Here is a 20,267-nt window from a genome sequence, read left to right on the forward strand (position 1 = left end):
TTAGAACCGGCTCACCGTAGCTAGCTCGCGAGAACCTCGCGCGCGGTCTTCTTCCCCGAAGCGGTACGCGCCCGCCCGCTCCTGGTGCGGGTTGCACCACCGGCGCTCTGCAAGTCACGCATGAAATTGTCGCGCCAGACCGAGACATTGTTCTCCCGCAACTGCGCCATCATGTCGCGATGACGCGCCTGGCGCTCCGCGAGCGGCATGTCGAGCGCTCTGGCAAGCGCATCGGCCATGCCGTCGATATCCACCGGATTGACGATCAGCGCACCGTCCAGCTCCTGCGCCGCGCCCGCGAAACGTGACAACACAAGCACGCCCGGATTCTCGGGGTCCTGCGCCGACACGTACTCTTTGGCGACCAGATTCATGCCGTCGCGCAGCGGCGTGACGTAGCCAACATGCGCCGTACGAAAGAGCGCGGCGAGCACCGAGCGTTCATATTGCTTATGGATGTACAGGATCGGCGTCCAGTCCAGCTCCGCGAAACGTCCGTTGATGCGGCCCGACTCCCCTTCCAGCTGCAGACGAATGTCCTGATAGGCATGCATGTCGGCGCGTGTCGGCGGCGCGATCTGCAGGAACGACACCTTGTTGCGTTGCGCGGTGGCGTGTTCCAGCAGACGCTCGAACGCGCGAAAACGCTCGACCAGTCCCTTCGAGTAATCGAGACGGTCCACGCTCATGATCAGCTTGCGCGAATGCAGCGTAGCCTTCATCGTGCGCACCGGCTTGCCGCGCTCCCCCGCCTTGGCGAGTTCGGCTATCTCGTCTGGATAGACGCCTATCGGGTAAGCCGCTGCACGCAACGTGCGGCCAAACGCATGAACTGCGAGCGGCCCGGCGGCCGACGCGTCGACTGTGCCGTTCGCCTCGTTGACGATGTAATCGCAGAAAGCGCGCAGGTCAGGCGCAGTCTGGAAACCGAGCAGATCGAACGAACACAACGCCTGTACCAGTTCGCGATGTGGCGGCACAGCCAGCAGAACCTGCGAGGCTGGAAACGGAATGTGCAGGAAAAAACCGATGCGATTCTTCACGCCCGCGGCGCGCAGCGCCTCGGCGAACGGAATCAGGTGATAGTCGTGGACCCAGATAACGTCGTCTTCACGCAGCAGCGGCACGAGTTGCTGCGCAAGCCACGCGTTCACGCGGCAATAACCCTCGAAGTCATGCCGGTCGTACTGCAGCAAGTCGGCGCGGTAGTGAAAGGCCGGCCACAGCGTCGCGTTCGAGAAGCCGCGATAGTACTGGTCGTAGTCGCGGCGCATCAGTGCGATGGTCGCAAAAGTCACCGGGCCGCGCTCTTCGACCTTGATCTGCGGCTGGCCGGAGCTCAGCACGTCGCCGCTCCAGCCGAACCACATGCCGCCGGTCTCCTTGAGCGCGTCGTACACGCCGACCGCCAGACCGCCCGCCGCCGGACCGCCCTCCGAGATCGGCGCAACCCGGTTCGAAACGATAATCAGTCGGCTCATGAAACGCTGTCCCCGATGTAATGCCTTGTTGTCGCACTATGTCGTGTGCGTTGTAAATGTCCTGCGCCGCACACCGCGCCGCTCATCCTGCACGCGCCGCCGCAACGACCGTCTCGAGCCAGTCGAGCAGTGCGGAAACGGATTCGACGCGCGTCTGCGCGATCGTCTCGCCCGCGCCGACCTTGATCGACAGTCCGTTGCGCTCGTTGACGACGGCGAAGCCCTTCTCGTCGGTCAGGTCGTCGCCGGCAAAAACCGGCTTGCGTCCGACGAACGGCGGCTCGTCGAGAAATGCGCGCATGGCGCGGCCTTTATCGACGTCCTTCGGTTTGATTTCATAGACCATCTTGCCCGGCTGCAACACGTACGAGTTCGGATAATCCGCGACCAGCCGCTCGGTCGCCTCGCGCGCCGCCTGCTCGCGATCCGGCGCATTGCGGTAGTGCAGCGCGAGCGCGGCGCCCTTGATCTCGAGCAGCATGCCAGGGTTGGCGTTGACCACCTCGGCCAAAACCTGCTCCATGCGCAGAAGGCGTTCATCGTGGAAGCCGATGCGTTGCGTGTCGCCGTTCGCGTCGCGCCGCTCGGCGCCATGCAGACCCGCAATCGGCAGATCGGGCATGCCGAGAAAAGCGTCGATACTGTCGATGCCGCGCCCGGACACCACAGCGACCGCTCCATTGGTCAAGCGCCGCAGTTCGGCGAGTAGCTCGATGACGCGAGGTTGCACCTGAACGCCGTCCGGCGTGGGCGCGAGTTCGACGAGCGTGCCGTCGAAATCGAAAAAAAATGCGGTCTCGGCAGGAGACAGGAAAGCCGGAAGTGGTTGCATCGGGTATTTTGCCTTTCGGCCTTTCGCAGCCGGAAAAGTGTGCGCATCTTACCGCGCATCCATCAATTTTTCGAGAAAGAGAGCCGGGCCGCAAGCCGGATGGAGCAGCACGGCAGTGAGGTCGCGCCCCGTTCGCTGGCATTGCGTTCAAAACGGAAACGATCGGACTTCAACGGGCTTTCAGCCATGTGCGTCATATTGCCTCGCAAACGCTCTGCCCGTGGGCGATGAGCGACGCCTTCCGTCATTTTGCGATACAGTCGCAGCCAAATGGGACTTTGGCGTTACGACGATTTTCGTCCACTATCGCGAACCGCTCGCCGGCACAAGTTTGAGCGCGCGCACGCGAAAGCGTGCGCAATGCCCCGCTCTTCAATCGAGTCATTGATACCTGCTTTGTTCCCGAACATCTCACTGCAACGCTTGCAAGCGCACCCGGGGTCTCAGCCTCGCGAGAGCCGCGCGCGCCGGTTTCGCTCGACGATCACAGCCGGCGCGCTCATGGCCATGATCGCGCTTGCCGGCTGCACGAGTCGCGCGGAGCCGTGGCATCTGACGAACGTGGCGGGACATTTGCCCGACCTCGACTTCACGCTGACAGGCGACGACGGGCGTCCCGTCAGCGGCGATTCGTTCAAGGGGCGCGCCTCGCTCGTCTATTTCGGCTACACGCATTGCCCGGACGTCTGTCCCGAAACCATGGGACGGCTGATGCAGGTGCTGGAAAAGCTCGGCCCCGACGCGCAGAAGGTGCGCATCCTGTTCATCACCGTCGATCCGGCGCGCGACACGCCGCAAGCTCTGCACGATTACGTCGGCGCGTTCGATCCGAAGCATGCCGAAGGACTGACGGGCAGTGACTGGCAGATCGAATCGCTCGCCAAGCGCTACAGGGTTGCGTATCAGATGGAAAAGCGCGACCCGAACGGCAATTACGAAGTCACTCATAGTTCCGCCGTCTACGTGTTCGACGCGCAAGGCCGCGCACGCCTGCTCGCCACCGACCACGACACTCCCGATGCGATCGCGCAGGACTTGCGCCGCATCGTCGATCAACGCTCCTGACTCAATCCATGACACAGATCCCAACGTCCAGAATGCGTACGCTCTCCGCCGTGGCCGGCGCCTTTGCCCTTTCGTTTGCTTTCGGGGCGACTGCCCACGCCGCCGGCGCGCAGCCGATCACCGCACAGAATGCATGGGTCCGCTGGCTGCCGAACAACCTGCCGGCAGCGGGTTATGTGACGCTCGTGAATTCAAGCGACAAGCCCGTGGACCTCGTCGATATTTCGAGCACCGACTACGGCGACGCGATGCTGCATCAGACAGTCTCGAACGGTTCGTCGCAGAAAATGGTGATGGTCGACAAGCTGACGGTCCCCGCGCACGGGCAGGTTGCAATCGCACCGGGCGGCTATCACGTGATGCTCGAAGGCGCGAAGCACAAGATCGCGCCGGGCGACACGGTACATCTGATGCTGAAGTTTTCGGACGGCGCAACGCTCGACACACCGTTCGCGGTGAAGTCGCCCGCGCAGACGAAGTAAGCACGGCAATCCGCGGCAATGAACCTGCTCTACTGGCTCGATCCCTGGGAATTTTCACCGACGGTCGTCATTGCCCTGCTGCTGCCCGCAATACTGTTCGTGCGCGGCGCAAGTAAGGCAAAGGTGTCGGTTGCCCGCCGCGTTTCCTTCTGGTTCGGGCTAGTGGCGTTATACGTCGCGTTGCACACGCGGCTCGATTATTTCTTCGAGCATGAGTTTTTCATGCATCGCACGCAGCACCTCGTGCTGCATCATCTCGGGCCTTTCTTTATCGCGCTGTCGTATCCGGGCGCGGCATTGCGCGCGGGCATTCCGTTCCGCTGGCGACAGCGCTTCGTGCGGCCCGCGCTCGCGCTGCCGTTCGTACGAAAGTTGCTCGACGTCGTCATGCATCCGGTCGTCGCGGTGACATTGTTCGTCGGCCTGATTTACTTCTGGCTGATGTCGCCGGTCCATTTTGTCGCGATGCTCGACTGGCGGCTCTATCGCGTGATGAACTGGAGCATGGTGGTCGACGGCCTGCTGTTCTGGTGGCTCGTGCTCGATCCGCGTCCCGCGCCGCCGGCGCGCCTGTCGCCTGGCAAGCGCGTGCTGGTGGTGATCGCCGCGATTCCGCCGCAGATCATCCTCGGCGCGTTCATCTTTTTTTCGCCGCGAGAGCTGTATCCGATCTATTCGATCTGCGGACGCGCGTTCACCTGGCTGAGCCCGATGCGCGATCAACAGATCGGCGGCCTACTTCTGTGGATTCCAGGTTCCATGATGAGCGTGATCGGCGCGCTCGTGGCGTTGCGTCACTGGATGCGCCTCTCCGCACGCGGACGCGTGCGCAGCGAACGACGTGCAATGCCGGCAAGCCCCACGCAAGCCGATGTCGCGAACACGGCCTCGTCGACTGTCGGCTCTCACCGCTGACGTCTCGCCGATATCCGCTAACGCCTCGCCGGCCTCCGGCTGATGCCGGGCGATCACGCAGGCACGCTGATGCACGCTCAGGCCGAACGCATCCACACGTGGGGAATGCCGTCCTCTTCGTGAATCTCGGACACTGGCGCAAACCCAAAAGCGCCGTAGAAGCCTTGTAGATGTGCCTGCGCGTGCAAGCGGATCGGCGTGCCAGGGCACTGCGTGCGGATATGCGCTATCGCGCGGTCGAGCATCGCATTGCCGAGACCGATGCCGCGGAATTCCGCGGTAGTCAGTACGCGGCCGATTCGAATATCGCCGTCGTCGGCGTCGGGTAGGAGCACGCGCAAATAGCCGGCGAGCGGCGGTCGCGCGGCGCCCGTGGTTGCATCGTCCGTTGCGCCGAACGCGAGCAGATGCCATGCGTCGAGATCGAGACCGTCGATATCGCCATACAGGCAGTTCTGCTCGATCACGAAGACAGCGCTGCGCGCGGCGAGCATGGCGTAGACCTCGGCGCTCGTGAGTTCATCGAACGCCTTCCAGCGCCATTCGAGTTGCGCGAGCCTCGCGGCAGCGGTGTGTTGCGGTTCGGTCATGACAGGCTTTTGGAATGAAGCGCGCCGTCACCGACGGCGGCGAATGCACAATGATGCCGCGCGTCGCGGCACCGGAATAATCAATTGCTTACGCGCCTCGCGCGGCGCGCACTTTCGACGCCTGCTTGTGGCTGTACATCGCGGCGTCGGCCGCGGTGAGCAATTCTGCGATGGAACCGTGCCGCCCGGCGTCGTACTGAATCTGCCCAACGCTAAAGCGAATTCGATAGCCGCGCTGGTCCTGCGCATTGCGCTCGTCGAGCAAGTGCGTAAGACGCTCCGTCACTTCGCGCGTGGCGGCTTCGTCTGCGTCGCTGAGCAACGCGACGAATTCGTCGCCGCCGAGCCGCCCGATCACGTCGCTTTCGCGCAGCGCGGTGCGCAGTATGTCGGCAAAAGTCTTCAGCGCACGATCGCCCTCGGCGTGACCGAACGTGTCGTTGATTTGCTTGAAATCGTTGAGGTCGAAAAACAGCAGCGACGCCGGCTTGTTCAGGCGCTTGCAGACATTGAGCGCATGCTGGGCGAGCGCGGAGAAGCCACGCCGGTTGGACAGCAGCGTGAGGTCGTCCAGCGTGGCGAGCTGCACGGCCGCCAGTTCCTGTTCGGCCATGCGCGCGAGATCGCGCAGCAGTTCGCGCTCTTCATCGTCGAGTTCGCGTGGCTTGACGTCGATCAGACACAACGTGCCCAGCTTGCTGCCGTTGGGCACCGTCAGCGGACAGCCGGCATAGAAGCGGATATTGGGCGCTTCGGTCACGAGCGGATTGTCGTGGAAGCGGTCGTCGGCCAGCGTGTCGGGCACCGTGAGTATCTCGTCCGACACGATTGCATGCGCGCAGAACGAGACGTCGCGCGACGTCTCGCTCGCCGACAGGCCCACGCACGACTTGAACCATTGCCGGTCTGCATCCACGAGGCTTACCAGCGCGATCGGCACACCGAACAGACGCTTCGCGAGTCGCGTCAGGCGGTCGAAGCGCTCTTCGGGCGAAGTATCGAGAATATTCAGCGCGCGTAACGTCTCCAGACGCGTGCTTTCATTGCCGGGAATGGGTGGCAGATGCATGGGGTGTCCTCTGAAACCATCGCGTGAAACAGCGAGTAGTGATCTGGTGATTCCTGAGTGATTTTTTGAGCGATTCGAGGCTTCTCGATCTGCGATTTTACGCGTGCGCACAAGTTCCCCATAGCGCCCTAGCTACTCGCCGGCAAACACCGGCTCGACGGATCGTGCGAGACGTTCGACGAGGTTGCCCGGTCCGCATAGATGAAGCGCGCCGACCACGACCAGAGTTCGTTCAGGCCGGGCGAGCAACTCGTTTATGCGCGCCGCCCACATGTGATTTCGCCCGTCCAGAATCGTGCGTCGAATATCGGGCAGATTGAACATGGGTGACTCGACGGCGATGCGGTGCACGGCTGACAGATCTCCGTCGAGCCACGCTTCATGCATGCGCTCGACCGTGCGCTGCGGCTCGCTGATGTCGGCCATGAGCAACTCGAGTGCAGCGGCGACTGCATCGAGCGGAATCGATTCGAGCGCGCCGGCGACTTCCTGAGCTGTCTCCAGGTACTCATAGGCTTTGCCCTCGCCTGTCGCCCAGCGCAGCATGCGCGGCTCGACGCCCTCGACGAGCTGCTGAAACAACGTAGGCGCAATGATCAGCGCGGCCCACGGACGCAGATCGGCGAGCGGCGTGAGCGGGCCGTCAGCGGGCCAGGCCGCTTGCAGACGAGTCCAGGTGTCGGCGGAAAGGAAAGACGCGAGGCTTTGCGCGCCACGCTGCGGATCGGCTTTGAGAAAAGGAAGAATGGTCGGCGCGTCGGATTCGAAGACGAGCGCCTCGGCCCAGTCATAAGCTTGCTCGATCCACGGCGGCGTTCTGCGGCTCGACGCGGGAAAGAGATGCATGGAGCCAAGGAGGCGCACATTCGTGCCGGTGATGTGTAGGTACATGCACGTTGTGTGACAAGGAACAAACGTGCATTGTGCGCCATATCGTCCGCGCGGCGCAGCACGTCCGCAGCACGTCGATACGCACGAGCCCGCACTGGAATGCGGACGCAGAAAAAAGAAAAGCCCCGACATGGCGGGGCTTTTCTGCACTTCAACTACTGGAGGCGCGAGCCGGAGTCGAACCGGCCTAAACGGCTTTGCAGGCCGCTGCATAACCGCTTTGCTATCGCGCCGCAAGCGGATTGGAATCTAGCTGCAGATTCGCTGATTTGTCTCGTGGACAACCATCAGTCCACCAAACAAAAAGGGAAGCGTTGCTTCCCCTGATGTATGGAGCGGGAGACGAGGCTCGAACTCGCGACCTCAACCTTGGCAAGGTTGCGCTCTACCAACTGAGCTACTCCCGCATTGCACTGCTTCGCAACGCCTTGCACTTCTCAACTACATTACTGACCAACGCGCTGCTTCAAAAATCTGGAGCGGGAGACGAGGCTCGAACTCGCGACCTCAACCTTGGCAAGGTTGCGCTCTACCAACTGAGCTACTCCCGCGTATTGCTGCTTTTGTGCTGCTTAAAAAGGCCTACTGCGCCTTTCTTCCTTCTACTGCAACCGACGTTTCGAACTGCGTGCATCGGAGAAACGAGATTATGGAGAAACGACTGAAACGTGTCAACCCCTTTTGCCAATCTCTTTAACTGAACAGATTTCACTCATGACGTTCCCGCGAATCGCGTTCAATGCGAGCGCGCACGGCGCTCAGGCAGCCCCGCTGCGCTCGCGAATTTGTGGCCATGCGAGCTTCATGTAATACAGCATGGACCAGATCGTCAGGAATGCCGCGAGATAGATGAGCCACAAGCCCCACGTTCGTGTGTCGATCGCCACGCCGCCGCCGAAGGACAACGGACCGTTGAACAGCAGCATCGGAATAGCCACCATCTGGCAAACGGTCTTGAATTTACCAAGCGAATTCACGGCGACGCTCTTCGACGCGCCGATCTGCGCCATCCACTCGCGCAGCGCCGAGATCGCGATCTCCCGTCCAACGATCACGAGAGCAATCGCGGAGTCGATTCGCGCGAGTTGCACGAGCACCAGCAAGGCGGCGGTCACCATCAGTTTGTCCGCGACCGGATCGAGAAACGCGCCGAACGCCGACGTCTGATTCCATTTGCGGGCCAGGTAGCCGTCGAACCAGTCGGTCAGCGCAGCGAGCACGAAGATCGTTGCCGCCGCGAGATTACGGTGCGGGGGACTCATCATCATGTCGGGCAAATAAAACACGCCGACGACCAGCGGAATCAGAACAATCCGCAGCCAGGTCAGGAAAATCGGGAAATTGAACGGCATGGGCAGGCGCAGCGTCTGACGGGAGAGATGCAATTGTGCCGTGTCGCAGTGCGTGCCACAAGCAAAGCGGCGCCGGGGGCGACGCGCGCACCGCTTGCGCGACTCCCGCATCGCGATTCAGTGCAATTGCCGATAGATCTGCTCGGCGAGCGCCTGGGAAATTCCTTCGACGCTCGCAAGATCTTCGACGCTCGCCGCGACCACGCCGCGCAGTCCGCCGAAGCGCGCCAGCAGCCGCTGACGCCGTTTCGCCCCCACGCCTTCGAGTTCCTCGAGCCGCGACGTCTGACGCGTCTTGCCGCGTTTTGCGCGCATGCCGGTGATCGCAAAACGGTGCGCTTCGTCGCGGATCTGCGCGACCAGCATCAACGCTGCACTTTCCTTGCCGAGTTCGAGCGGCGTGCGGCCGTCCGCGAAAATCAGCGTTTCGAGGCCGACCTTGCGCCCCTCGCCTTTCGCAACGCCGACCAGCATGCCCGTATCGAGCCCAAGCTCGGTGAATACCTGCCGCGCGATTTCCACCTGACCCTTGCCGCCGTCGATCAACACGATGGTCGGCAAGATACCTCCCGACGCGACCGGTTCAGCGGCCTCGGGCGCGAGCGACGGGTCTACCGCCGCATCGCTTTGCAGATCGACGGCCTCGTCGGCGGCATTCGCGGCAGCCTGCGCAACCATTTTCTCGTAGCGGCGCGTGAGCACCTGGCGCATCGCCGCGTAGTCGTCGCCGGGCGTGATGCCGGTAATGTTGTAGCGGCGATATTCCGATGACTGCATCTTGTGATGGTGATACACGACGCACGACGCCTGCGTCGCCTCGCCCATGGTGTGGCTGATGTCGAAACATTCGATGCGCAGGTGCGCGAGGTCGTCGCACTCCATGCCGAGCGTGTCGGTAAGCGCGCGGGTGCGCGCCTGTTGCGAGCCTTGCTCGGACAACAGTCGGGCGAGCGCGAGCCGCGCGTTCTGCTCGGCCATTGCGAGCCACGCGCGCCGTTGCCCTTGCGGCTGACGCAGCACGGTGACCTTGTGGCCGGCCTGCTCGATCAGCACGTCGACGAGTTCTCGCGTGGCAGGCGCGTGGCTGACCACCAGCACGGGCGGCACGCGATTGCCGAGATAATGCTGCGCGATGAACGCCTCGAGCACTTCCGACTCGATGCTGCCCGACGCGCTGTTCTTGCGCGGCTTCGCCAGTTCAGAACCGGAATCGGGGCTGGCATCCAGCGCGGCTGCGTCGCCCGCGTCACTCGGGTCACTTGCGTCGTCCGCGAGGTCGTCGTCATCTTCCGGCGGCAGTTCTTGTGCGATTGCAAGCGCGTCCGCGGTGTCCGACGATAGTTTGTCGCCGCTTATATCGCCGAGCGCGTTTTCCGCAGAAACCGAACCTGCATCCGACGCGACGTCGACCAACACGTCGTCGTCGCCTTCCTCTTCGAGACCACCCTCTTCCGCCGTCAACGCACTTTCAACGTGCGCGGGGAAATACGCCTTGTCGCCGAGGTGCCGGCCGCCGCGCACCATCGCGAGATTCACGCAGACGCGGCCGCCCAGTGCGACCACCGCGAGAATATCGACATCACTATCGCTACCCACCTCAATGGCCTGCTGATGCAGCACCGTCGACAGCGAACTCATCTGATTGCGCACGGCCGCAGCCTGCTCGAACTTCAGCTCGCTCGCGAACGCATGCATCTTCTGCTCGAGTTCCTTCATCACTTCGCCCTGGCGGCCGAGCAGAAAGCGCGACGCATTCGCGACGTCGCGTGCGTAGTCCTCTTCGCCGATGTTGCCAACGCACGGCGCCGTGCAACGGCCGATCTGATGTAGCAGGCACGGCCGCGTGCGGTTGTTGAACACGGAGTCTTCGCAGGTACGCAACTGGAATACGCGCTGCAGGATCTGAATGCTCTCGCGCACCGCCCACGCGCTCGGAAACGGACCAAAGTACTGATTCTTGCGATCCACCGAGCCGCGGTAATAGGCCATGCGCGGAAATTTATGGCCGGTCAGCTTCAGGTATGGATACGACTTGTCGTCCCGAAACAGAATGTTGTAACGCGGCGCGAGCGCCTTGATCAGATTGTTTTCCAGCAACAGCGCTTCTGCCTCGGAGCGCGTCACGGTCGTCTCGATGCGCGCGATGCGCGTCACCATCATCGCGATGCGCGGTGACAGCTGCGTCTTCGTGAAGTAGCTCGAAACGCGCTTCTTGAGATCGCGCGCCTTGCCGACGTACAGCACCGCGCCGTGCGTGTCGTAATAGCGGTAGACGCCAGGCAGATGCGGCAACTGGGCGAGCACTTTTTTCGGCTCGAAAGCGATGTTTGCTTCGGGTTCGGTCATGCAGGATCGGCTGATGGAACTGTCTCGCGGGCGGTCGCCCCGTCTGGCCTCGTGTGGCCGCATCGGTTTCGCGCTCAAAGAAGTCCGGCGCGAGGAGATCGAACGGGTGCTTGTCGGGTAGCCCGACTTTCTTGCGAAAGCCGGGCCCCCCGAGAACCGTACGTGCGAGTTTCCCCGCATACGGCTCAAATCTACAAACAAAGTTCTGTCTACGACAGAACCGGCTTAGTTACAACCAGCTTACCAGCGTGCACTTGCTGGTGACAGTGCGGGTGGAGCAGCACCCGGTTCGACAGAGTGTCGGCACCACCATGCATCCGATATTCCAGATGATGATCGTGCCAGCCCGTTTCGTCCGTCAGCGCACAGCCACAATGCGCGCATAAGCCGCCTTGTGACATATACAGCGTCGCCCACTGCTTTCGGTAGCGCATTTGTTCCCACATACGCCCCTGCCGCAAGGTTTCGCCATATTGCTCCATGTCGGATCAAAAGGATTGAACTCGCCCTTGATCCTCGTGTGCCGTTTGATAGCCATACCACTAAGCTGGTACAGCTCATTCAGCCCCCAACTGCCGTCTTCGCGTTCCGTACGAACCGCAAACACCCAGTGTCGGGCACCGATAGAGTGAAAGTACTTCTGTTTCACCCACACAGCGCTCTTTTGCGGGTGCCTCCGCTTCGACCACCGCCAGAGCTTCCGAAAAATCAGATGCTCCATGCGGCTGTACGTCTGCTTGGCTGAGACCGGACGGTGATACTGCGCCCATCCGCGCAACATCGGGTTCAGCAGTTGGATCAGATCCCCCTGCTTTGCCGTTTTGTTGCCGCTGATCGTTTCCGCCACCTTGCGATAGAACGCTTGCGCGTTCTTCTTGCTCGGCTTGATGAGCAGTTTTCCCGAGTACTTCCGGAAGTTCCACCCAAGGAAATCGAAGCCGTCGTCAATATGGGTGATCCGAGTTTTCGCCTCAGACAGTTGCAGCCCCCGGACCGCAAGGAACGCTTCCACCCAAGGCCTGACCACGCTTTCCAGTATCTCTTTCGAGTCGCCGGTAATCACGAAGTCATCCGCGTATCGCACCACATTGACCTTCAACTTCTTGGCTTTGACGATCCCGAATTTCGCACCGAGGTGCGCAACCAGTTCACGCTCCAGCCCGTTCAGCGTCACATTCGCCAGCGTCGGGGAGATGATTCCTCCCTGCGGCGTACCGGCCTCAGTCGCCTGTAGCTGACCCTTGTAAATCAGGCCAGCTTTCAACCACTTCCGGAGAATCTCCCTGTCCATGGGGACATGGTTCTCCAGCCAGTCGTGGTTGATGTGGTCAAAGCAGCCTTTGATATCCGCTTCCAGTACCCATCGGGACGAATCCTTCCGGGACGTGCAAGCGCGTACCTGACCCATAGCATCAGCCGTCGAGCGGTTTATCCTGAACCCATAAGAGTTCGGGTCGCTCGTCGATTCCGACACCGGCTCCAGAGCCAGCAGATACAGGGCCTGCATCGCCCTATCCCGCATGGTCGGGATGCCCAGCGGGCGCTCCTTTCCATTGGCCTTGGGGATAAAGACTCTCCGTAATGGCAGAGGCTTGTATCCGCGCCGCTTCAACCCACCGGTGGCTTCCCACCGGCTCTCAGGCGAGTCCCACAGTTCGCGATCGACGCCTGCCGTTCGCGCACCTTGGTTCTGCGTAACACGTCGTACCGCATACAGCTTCGCGGACAACGTGCGAGTCAGCATCCGTTGCAGAGCTTTCACCCTGCGCCAGTCACTTTCCCGCGTCGCCTTCGCAATTCGAATCTGCATCCCTCTCACGTTCCGTTCAACCCGACGCCAATCGACGGCGTTCCAGTTGTCCGGCGCATGGGAAAGCGCAGACCCAGTCTTTCGACCAGATACTTTCATGCTGCTCTCCTACTTGGAAAAAGTCCCCAGGTAGAAGGCGCATCTCCCCCAGAGGGGCAGACACACCCCTCTGGGGAACAACAGACACCTCAATAGGAGCGCATGCGCCCCCATCTCGGACAAACATTTCAGTACGAGCGCATGCGCTCGCACCTAACCAAGTTACAGAGGGTAGTCAGCCGCCCTGCGACGGTAGACCAGACGGAAGTCTGCCCGCTTATCGCGTAGGGTAATGTCCCAACCCCTATCCGGACCATTACAGCCCAGCATTCGCTTTCTCCGTCCTCCCATACCTGCACAATCAACAGCGTCCCTTGCGGTTCGCCTGCCAGCCAAACGACAGCTGGCAACCATACAGGCTTACCACGTTCCCGGCGTGTCACACGACTGACGTAGGTTCCGCCTATCCCCCGGTGGCTTGACAACGACGTAGCCCAAATTCTAAGTGGGCTAACCAGCCACGTACCTTTTGGTTAGAGCCCGATGTTCAAGCAGCTTTGGCTCCTCACTGGTAACGAGGTTTATCAGCAGTTCACATACGTTAACCCTATCAGCCAGCCTAGCTCCTCGACCCCATTGCTGCTAGGAGTGTCCAGACCAATCCCTCACGGGAATGGCCTGCCCGAAACATCCGGGGGCTACATTGTCAGAAGAGCTTCACACCCCACTGTTGCCAGTGACGCATGTCTTCCTAGGCTACTGCTGGTCGTACAGCAGGTTCACTATCCTCGCCGTTCAACTGACGAGGCCAAACAATGACACGCCGAGCTTTCGCTCGTGTCGGTTCGCGAATCCGTTGCCGATGACGGCGCAGGAATTGCATACATCACTCCGCCCAGTCGGCGGAGATGAAGCCGCTGACTGGGCGGGACCTGACGGTAATCAGGTCAATGCAATGCGAGCTCTCGGAGAATGTGCTTCACCGAGACTCGTATGGACGAGACCCGGCAAACCTCTACCGGCTCTCGCTTCGCTACAAGAGATACCCCACTTCTGAGCAGTTGCGTCGAGGGACTCGCGCCCCTTCCCGATGCTCCGCGTGATATCTTCGCGACTGGTTAGGCTCAGACAGACGCCTCCTTTGCCGCTAGTCGATGCCCCTTACGTTGGGGCTACCCGGACACGAGCGTGCGTGTCGCACTAGAATCGCCAGTTTAGAACATTCCGCGTCCGCCCGAGCCCGCCGATGCCCTCCACCGCGCCGCCATCCGACCCGACCGCCGACGCAGCCGCCGATCCAAGCGCCGCTGCGCCTCGCGAACCGTCCGCAGCCATCGCGTGCGATATTTTCTGCGCGGTGATCGACAATTTCGGCGATATCGGCGTGTGCTGGCGCCTCGCGCGTCAGCTTGCGAGCGAGCACGGGTGGCAAGTGCGAGTCTTCGTCGACGATCTGCATGCGTTCCAGAAACTGTGTCCGTCGCTCGTGCTCGATCATGCACGGCAGACCATCGACGGGATCGTCGTCGAACACTGGCACGCGCCGACGCACGCCGGCGACACGCTCGAAGTGGCCGACGTGGTGATCGAGGCGTTCGCCTGCGAACTGCCGCCCATCTACGTGGCTGCAATGGCGCAGCGCAAGCGCCCGCCTGTGTGGATCAACCTCGAATATCTGAGCGCCGAGGACTGGGTCGCGGACTTTCACCTGCGACCGTCGCCGCATCCGCGCTATCCGCTCGTCAAGACGTTCTTCTTTCCCGGGCTCGGGCCGGGCACCGGCGGCGTGCTGAAGGAGCGGAATCTGGATGCCGCACGCGCGGCGTTCGAGGCGTCGCCTGCGGCACGAGAAGCGTGGTGGCTGCGAGCCGTGGGACGCGCGCCGCCTGTCGGGGCGACTGTCGTCTCGCTCTTCGCCTACGAGAATCCGGCAGCCGACAACCTGCTCGAGCAATGGCGCGACAGTGTCGAACCTGTGGTGCTGCTTGTGCCCGAGGGCCGCATCTCCGGCGCGGTCGCGCGCTTTTTCGGAATGCCGGCGTTCAGCGCCGGCGCCCATGCCGAGCGCGGCGCATTGAGCGCTCACGGCCTCGCGTTCACCGAACAATCCGGCTACGACGCGCTGCTGTGGGCAAGCGACATCAATTTTGTGCGCGGCGAAGATTCGTTTGTGCGCGCGCAGTGGGCCGCCAGACCCTTCGTCTGGCACATTTACCCGCAAGCGGACGACGCGCATCTGCCGAAGCTCGACGCCGCGCTTGAACACTACGGCCGCACGCTTCCCGTCGATGCCCGCGCCGCGCTCGCGCGCTTCTGGCACGCCTGGAATGGCGCCGGCGAGCCGGACTGGGCAGCGCTGCGCGACCACTACCCGGCGCTGCAGCGACGCGCGGCCGAATGGGCCGGCGAACTCGCGCGAGTCGGCGACCTCGCCGGAAATCTGGCCTTGTTCACAAAAAGTCAGTTAAAATAAGCGGTTATCCAACGGCCGACGACGCAAGCGCGGCCCGATCGCAGCAAAAATCCTGGATTCAGTTGGCCTCGGTTGGCTTCAGTTGGCTTTTAGTCTCCGACTTTTAGCCGGTTCCCCCGGCATCGAAAGATGCAAATGCGATGCTTCACGCAAGCCGCATGTAATCGGTGGAGAAACGGCGGAGTAAAGCGCACTTCAGGAAACACGCTGCAGACCGGCGCCACTCGTGTACACGCCCGCATCGGGTAAAAAGCAGGTAACGGATTTGCGGGAATTGCGGAACGCGTCGCATCGGCTACGCCACTGGAACCCTCGCAGCAAGTCAACCGCGCTTCATGCACCGCTTCTCGCCGGGCCGTCTCATCGCGGCGCGGCGTAAAGCGCAGGAAACGTCGAAGCCGCTTGCGCCGTATGCCGTTGAGCACAAGTTGAAGCTACTTATTTCGTACAGGACAGTTTTATGAAGACCGCACAGGAACTCCGCACCGGCAACGTCGTGATGATCGGCGCAGACGCAATGGTCGTGCAAAAGGCCGAATACAACAAATCGGGCCGCAACTCCGCCGTCGTCAAGATGAAGTTCAAGAACCTGCTGACCGGCGCAGGCATGGAAAGCGTATACAAGGCAGACGACAAGTTCGACGTCGTCGTGCTCGAGCGCAAGGAAGTGACGTACTCGTACTTCGCCGACCCCATGTACGTGTTCATGGACGCCGACTACAACCAGTATGAAGTCGAAGCCGAAATGATGGGCGACGCGATGAACTACCTCGAAGACGGCATGACTTGCGAAGTCGTGTTCTACAACGAGAAAGCCATCTCCGTCGAACTGCCGACCACGCTGGTCCGCGAAATCATCTACACGGAACCGGCTGTCAAGGGCGATACGTCGTCGGGCAAGGTACTGAAGAATGCCAAGCTGAACACCGGTTTCGAACTGCAAGTGCCGCTGTTCTGCAACATCGGCGACAAGATCGAAATCGACACGCGTACGCACGAGTATCGTAGCCGCGCATAACCGCCGGCAAGCTGCCCCGCCAGCGCGACGCAACGCGCGCTGGCAAAAAATGAAAAGCGCCCAATTGGGCGCTTTTTCTTTTTTGTGCCGCCGAGTATCGTTGAGGAAAACTTTACCGGCAATTTTGTCCAAATTTCCGGTTGCAGCGTTCGATGTTGCCGTGTGGGCCAATGTAAGCCCTTGATATGCCAAGTCAAAGCGCGTTGGCATAGCTCATGCTAGAGACCCCATACCCAATACCTCTCGACTCCGGAGATGCGAGATGAATAACGACATCGCAGAAGGCAAGTGGAAGCAACTGGTCGGCAAGGCAAAGGCTGCGTGGGGCGAACTGACCGACGACGAACTCACCAAGGCCGAAGGTCGCGCGGACCGTCTCGCAGGGCTGATTCAGGAACGCTATGGCAAAACTCGCGAGGACGCGGAGCGCGAAGTACGCCGCTTCTTCGACAGCAATCGGGATATCTGACAGCAAAAACAGCAGACGCGAAGTAAGCGTCGGCGTCCTTGCAGCGTTGCATAGTGACCGCAGGATGCCGGCGAATAGAACCAGGCGGGCCGCAGCGCTAACCAGCGCGCGGCGAATCGCCCGCTCAGATACAGAAAAGGACCAGAACTACGTGAGTCGACTCGCCGCCCGCTTCGCCCGGCGTCATGAATGCCGGGTATCGCGGTCATGCCGACCGGGAGGCCGCTTGCGCGCCGCCCGGCTGATGCTGACTTGCGTCGCGACGCATCCGACCGACAGTACCGGCCAGCCATCGTGCCCGCTTCGCCGCGCTGCGGTTCAGGCGCAGAAAAAGCGGCTATTTCATCCATTTATAAAGTTGCGCTCGCCATGCCACACGCTCTGATTGTTGAAGACGACCCCAATAGCCTGTCGGGCCTATCCGCGATTCTTGCCGCGGATGGTTTTTCCGTCGACACCGCGACGACCATCGCCGAAGCGCGCGCCGCGCTGACGCGCTTCATCCCCGACGTTGTTCTGGTCGACCTGAATCTTCCCGACGGCAGCGGGCTCGATCTGTTGCAGCATTTGCCCGCGCATCCGCCAGGCGGCGCACTGCCCGTGATCGTCATGACCGGCAATGCGACCGTGGAAAGCGCGATCGAAGGCTTGCGACATGGCATCTGGGACTATCTGCTGAAGCCGGTCAACATTCCGCGCCTGCGCAGTCTGCTGGCGAGAATTCCGCGTCCGTATGAGTTGACTGAAGAAGTGCAGACGCTGCGCGCATCGTTGCGCCAGCTTGGGCGCTTCGGCTCGGTACTGGGTCGCAGCGCCGCGATGCAGCACGTGTACGACACGATCGAACATATCGCACCGACCGAAGCGGCCGTCCTGATTTCAGGCGAAGCCGGGACCGGCAAACAGGTGGCCGCCCAGACGATGCACGATATGAGCCGGCGCCGCAAAGGCCCGTTCGTCACGCTCGATTGCCGAAACGCGGCCAGTTCGCAGTTGCGGTCGCTAGATAGCGTGCTGTTCGGCCACGAACGCGGCGCGTTTAGCGGCGCCGATCAACGCGAGCCTGGCCTCTTCGAGCAGGCGAGCGGCGGGACGCTTTTCATCGACGAGATCGCGGAGTTGCCGCGCGCGCAGCAGGAAGCACTGCTCCGCGCGCTGGATTCGCAGACCTTCATGCGGGTCGGCGGCACGAGTCAGGTCGTGACCGATTTCCGGTTGATCGCGTCGACGCGCAAGCCGCCGCGCGCTGCGGTCGCAGACGGCAGCCTCCACGAGGACCTCGCGCTGCGTCTCGAAGCCGCAGCGGTGACGCTGCCGCCGTTGCGCGAGCGCGACGAAGATCCTGCGCTGATCGCGCAGGCGATTGTCGACGACCTGAATCACGACGCCGCCGCGCGGGGCGTGTCCGACGTCGCGAAGCAGATTGGGCCCAACTTCCTGCGCGAATGCCTGACATACGAATGGCCGGGCAACGTGCGCGAGTTGCAGGACCGCGTGCGGCGCGCGTACCACGCGTCGGGCGACGTGCTGGAGTCGTTGCGCGCCGACGAAGCGGGCTCTGTCAACGGTCGCGATCTGAATGGCAGCCGCGTTCAGGTCACGGTCGGCACCCCGCTCGCCGATGTGGAAGAAATGCTGATTCGCGCGACGCTCGACGCGGTAGGCGGTACACGCCATCGGGCGGCGTCGCTGCTGGGCATCAGCCCGAAGACGCTGTACAACAAGCTGCAACGGATGCGGCTGAACTGACCGCCCGCTTCGCTTTGCAAGTCGAAGCGCTCGCAAAGCGGATCGGGGCGGCGCACATCACATGCACGCGTGCAGATGACCAATGAACAACGGCGCCTCAAGCGAGGCGCCGTTTTGGTTTATCTACTGTCTTCGCGCGTCGCTCAGGCGAACACGCTGCGCAGCAAAGCCTGGGCTTGCAGATATCGCGGCTCCGCCACCAGCTTGCTCCACTTCAGCGCCTTGTCGCGCGGGCGCATGCGCTTGAGCCGCTGCTGCGATTCCTTCGATGGCGTGAAGCGCAATTCGTCGAGCACCTGTTCAGCCTTTTCCGGCTGATTGCAGATCAGCACCATGTCGCAACCGGCCTGCAGCGCGGCGGTCGCGCCTTCGGTGAGCGTGCCGCCCTGGCGCGCGGCTTCCATCGAGAGGTCGTCGCTAAAAATGGCGCCTTCGAAGCGCAGCTTGCCGCGCAGGATGTCCTGCAGCCAGATGCGTGAAAAACCCGCCGGCCTGGAGTCCACCTGCGGATAGACGACGTGCGCCGGAATCACCGAGCCCAGCGACAGCCCAAGCCAGTCATATGGCGCTACGTCGTCGCGCAGAATCTCGTCGAGCGAGCGTTCGTCGACGGGCATCGCGACGTGCGAATCCGCGTGCGCAAAACCATGCCCCGGAAAGTGCTTGCCGCAGTTGCTCATGCCCGCGAGCGCAAGACCGTGGTTGAGGTTTTTCGCCAGCATCGCCACGACGCGCGGGTCGCTATGAAACGCACGATCGCCGATTACCTGCGACTGGCCGTAGTTCAGATCGAGCACCGGCGTAAAGCTCATGTCGATGCCGCAGGCGCGCAGTTCCGAAGCGAGGATATAGCCAACTGCGGTCGTGACCTTGGTGGCATGCATAACGTCGCTGTCCCATAGCGCGCCGAGCTTGCCCATTGCGGGAAGCACGGTGAACCCGTCGGTTCGAAAGCGCTGCACACGTCCGCCTTCGTGATCGACCGCGATCAGCAAGTCCTCGCGAATCGCGCGAATCGAGTCGGTCAGCGCAATCAGTTGCGCCCGGCTCTCGTAGTGGCGCGCGAACAGAATCACGCCACCGGTCATCGGATGGGCGAGACGGCGCTTGTCGTCGTCGTTCAGCGTCTTGCCGACGACGTCGAGCATCACCGGTCCGGGATTGGTTTTCATTGATTTTCGCTTGAAGATTGCGTGAAGCAAGGAGAGACGCGACCGCGCAGGGCCGCGTTCACAATTATTTCTGGTTAGCCGCAGCTCAAGAGTCGGAGCCGTTCGCCTCTTGCGCTTGCGCACTTTCGGCGATCACGAACGACACGGCGTAATCGCGCTCGTCGGTGATCGTGACGCGCGCCGTGATGCCGCGCGCCTCGAGCCATTCGGCTAACTCCCCGGACGCGACCACCATCGGTTCGCCGCTCGGCTTATTGAGCGTTTGCAACGCGCGCCATGTCATGGGCCAGTGCATGCCGAGACCGATCGCCTTCGAAAACGCCTCCTTCGCCGAGAATCTCGTGGCGAGGAATGCGAGCCCGCGCGCGGCAGAACGGGCGTTGCGCGCGTGGTAGACACGCAGTTCGTCCGGGCCGAGTACCTTCTCGGCAAAGCGGCCGTTGGTGCGGGTCATGACCGCGGCCACGCGACTCACCTGAACGATGTCTGTACCAATACCGTAGATCGCCATAGG

16 protein-coding genes, 3 tRNA genes and 1 pseudogene are annotated in these 20,267 nt (G+C 61.9%); 7 read left to right on the forward strand and 13 right to left on the reverse strand.

The features are described 5' to 3' along the window. Positions 1–20: 20 nt before the first annotated feature. Both otsA and otsB read right to left on the reverse strand, forming a co-directional pair. Positions 21–1,481, reverse strand: a complete 1,461-nt coding sequence (gene otsA / locus J2W46_RS06655; RefSeq protein WP_088173502.1) for an alpha,alpha-trehalose-phosphate synthase (UDP-forming) — start codon at positions 1,479–1,481, stop codon at positions 21–23. Between the two features lie 82 nt (positions 1,482–1,563). Continuing rightward, positions 1,564–2,313, reverse strand: a complete 750-nt coding sequence (gene otsB, locus J2W46_RS06660) for a trehalose-phosphatase (RefSeq protein ID WP_310352338.1) — start codon at positions 2,311–2,313, stop codon at positions 1,564–1,566. Between the two features lie 360 nt (positions 2,314–2,673). Between otsB and J2W46_RS06665 the strand changes: the two genes are divergently transcribed. Genes J2W46_RS06665 through J2W46_RS06675 form a run of 3 tightly spaced genes read left to right on the forward strand, consistent with a single transcriptional unit; the run spans position 2,674 to position 4,775 of the window. Next, entirely contained in the window at positions 2,674–3,378 is a 705-nt protein-coding gene (locus tag J2W46_RS06665) for an SCO family protein (RefSeq protein ID WP_374726814.1), read from the forward strand. 8 nt (positions 3,379–3,386) lie between these two features. Beyond that, complete coding sequence (locus tag J2W46_RS06670; protein ID WP_310352346.1) at positions 3,387–3,860, forward strand: copper chaperone PCu(A)C; 474 nt, start codon at positions 3,387–3,389, stop codon at positions 3,858–3,860. Positions 3,861–3,878: 18 nt separating this feature from the next. Continuing rightward, positions 3,879–4,775 (forward strand): cytochrome c oxidase assembly protein, encoded by an 897-nt coding sequence (locus J2W46_RS06675; RefSeq protein ID WP_310352349.1) that lies wholly within the window; start codon positions 3,879–3,881, stop codon positions 4,773–4,775. 77 nt (positions 4,776–4,852) lie between these two features. Here J2W46_RS06675 and J2W46_RS06680 read toward each other — a convergent pair whose 3' ends face one another. From J2W46_RS06680 to ltrA, 9 genes and pseudogenes are all read right to left on the reverse strand, one after another. Continuing rightward, positions 4,853–5,365, reverse strand: a complete 513-nt coding sequence (locus J2W46_RS06680; RefSeq protein WP_310352353.1) for a GNAT family N-acetyltransferase — start codon at positions 5,363–5,365, stop codon at positions 4,853–4,855. Positions 5,366–5,453: 88 nt separating this feature from the next. Further along, positions 5,454–6,434: a sensor domain-containing diguanylate cyclase gene (locus tag J2W46_RS06685; protein WP_087752800.1), complete on the reverse strand. Its 981-nt coding sequence runs from the start codon at positions 6,432–6,434 to the stop codon at positions 5,454–5,456. A 132-nt stretch (positions 6,435–6,566) separates the two neighbouring features. Beyond that, positions 6,567–7,325, reverse strand: a complete 759-nt coding sequence (locus J2W46_RS06690) for a TraB/GumN family protein (protein ID WP_310352360.1) — start codon at positions 7,323–7,325, stop codon at positions 6,567–6,569. Positions 7,326–7,484: 159 nt separating this feature from the next. After that, positions 7,485–7,558: transfer RNA gene (locus J2W46_RS06695), tRNA-Cys, on the reverse strand. A gap of 98 nt (positions 7,559–7,656) precedes the next feature. Beyond that, positions 7,657–7,732 (reverse strand) — tRNA-Gly (locus tag J2W46_RS06700). A gap of 68 nt (positions 7,733–7,800) precedes the next feature. Beyond that, positions 7,801–7,876: transfer RNA gene (locus J2W46_RS06705), tRNA-Gly, on the reverse strand. Positions 7,877–8,083: 207 nt separating this feature from the next. Continuing rightward, positions 8,084–8,677: a CDP-diacylglycerol--glycerol-3-phosphate 3-phosphatidyltransferase gene (pgsA, locus tag J2W46_RS06710; RefSeq protein WP_310353069.1), complete on the reverse strand. Its 594-nt coding sequence runs from the start codon at positions 8,675–8,677 to the stop codon at positions 8,084–8,086. Between the two features lie 117 nt (positions 8,678–8,794). Further along, positions 8,795–11,023: an excinuclease ABC subunit UvrC gene (uvrC, locus tag J2W46_RS06715; RefSeq protein WP_310352362.1), complete on the reverse strand. Its 2,229-nt coding sequence runs from the start codon at positions 11,021–11,023 to the stop codon at positions 8,795–8,797. A 209-nt stretch (positions 11,024–11,232) separates the two neighbouring features. Then, a pseudogene (gene ltrA / locus J2W46_RS06720) lies at positions 11,233–12,932 on the reverse strand (group II intron reverse transcriptase/maturase). Between the two features lie 1,186 nt (positions 12,933–14,118). On the opposite strand from ltrA, the gene earP reads away from it, so the two are divergent. The 4 genes from earP (at position 14,119) to J2W46_RS06740 (ending at position 18,581) form a co-directional block, all read left to right on the forward strand. Beyond that, complete coding sequence (earP, locus tag J2W46_RS06725) at positions 14,119–15,345, forward strand: elongation factor P maturation arginine rhamnosyltransferase EarP (protein ID WP_310352365.1); 1,227 nt, start codon at positions 14,119–14,121, stop codon at positions 15,343–15,345. Positions 15,346–15,805: 460 nt separating this feature from the next. Continuing rightward, positions 15,806–16,363 (forward strand): elongation factor P, encoded by a 558-nt coding sequence (efp, locus tag J2W46_RS06730; protein WP_020069404.1) that lies wholly within the window; start codon positions 15,806–15,808, stop codon positions 16,361–16,363. Between the two features lie 262 nt (positions 16,364–16,625). After that, a complete protein-coding gene (locus tag J2W46_RS06735) occupies positions 16,626–16,832 on the forward strand; it encodes a CsbD family protein (protein ID WP_020069403.1) in 207 nt (68 codons plus the stop codon). 369 nt (positions 16,833–17,201) lie between these two features. Then, on the forward strand, positions 17,202–18,581 hold the full coding sequence (locus J2W46_RS06740; RefSeq protein WP_027804856.1) for a sigma-54-dependent transcriptional regulator: 1,380 nt from the start codon (positions 17,202–17,204) through the stop codon (positions 18,579–18,581). Positions 18,582–18,724: 143 nt separating this feature from the next. Here the strand turns inward: J2W46_RS06740 and nagZ are convergent, their stop codons facing one another. Next, on the reverse strand, positions 18,725–19,753 hold the full coding sequence (nagZ, locus tag J2W46_RS06745; protein ID WP_088173492.1) for a beta-N-acetylhexosaminidase: 1,029 nt from the start codon (positions 19,751–19,753) through the stop codon (positions 18,725–18,727). Positions 19,754–19,838: 85 nt separating this feature from the next. After that, complete coding sequence (gene acpS, locus J2W46_RS06750) at positions 19,839–20,264, reverse strand: holo-ACP synthase (protein WP_020069400.1); 426 nt, start codon at positions 20,262–20,264, stop codon at positions 19,839–19,841. Positions 20,265–20,267: the final 3 nt, after the last annotated feature.

This window comes from Paraburkholderia strydomiana, assembly GCF_031456815.1.
GTDB lineage: Bacteria > Pseudomonadota > Gammaproteobacteria > Burkholderiales > Burkholderiaceae > Paraburkholderia > Paraburkholderia caledonica.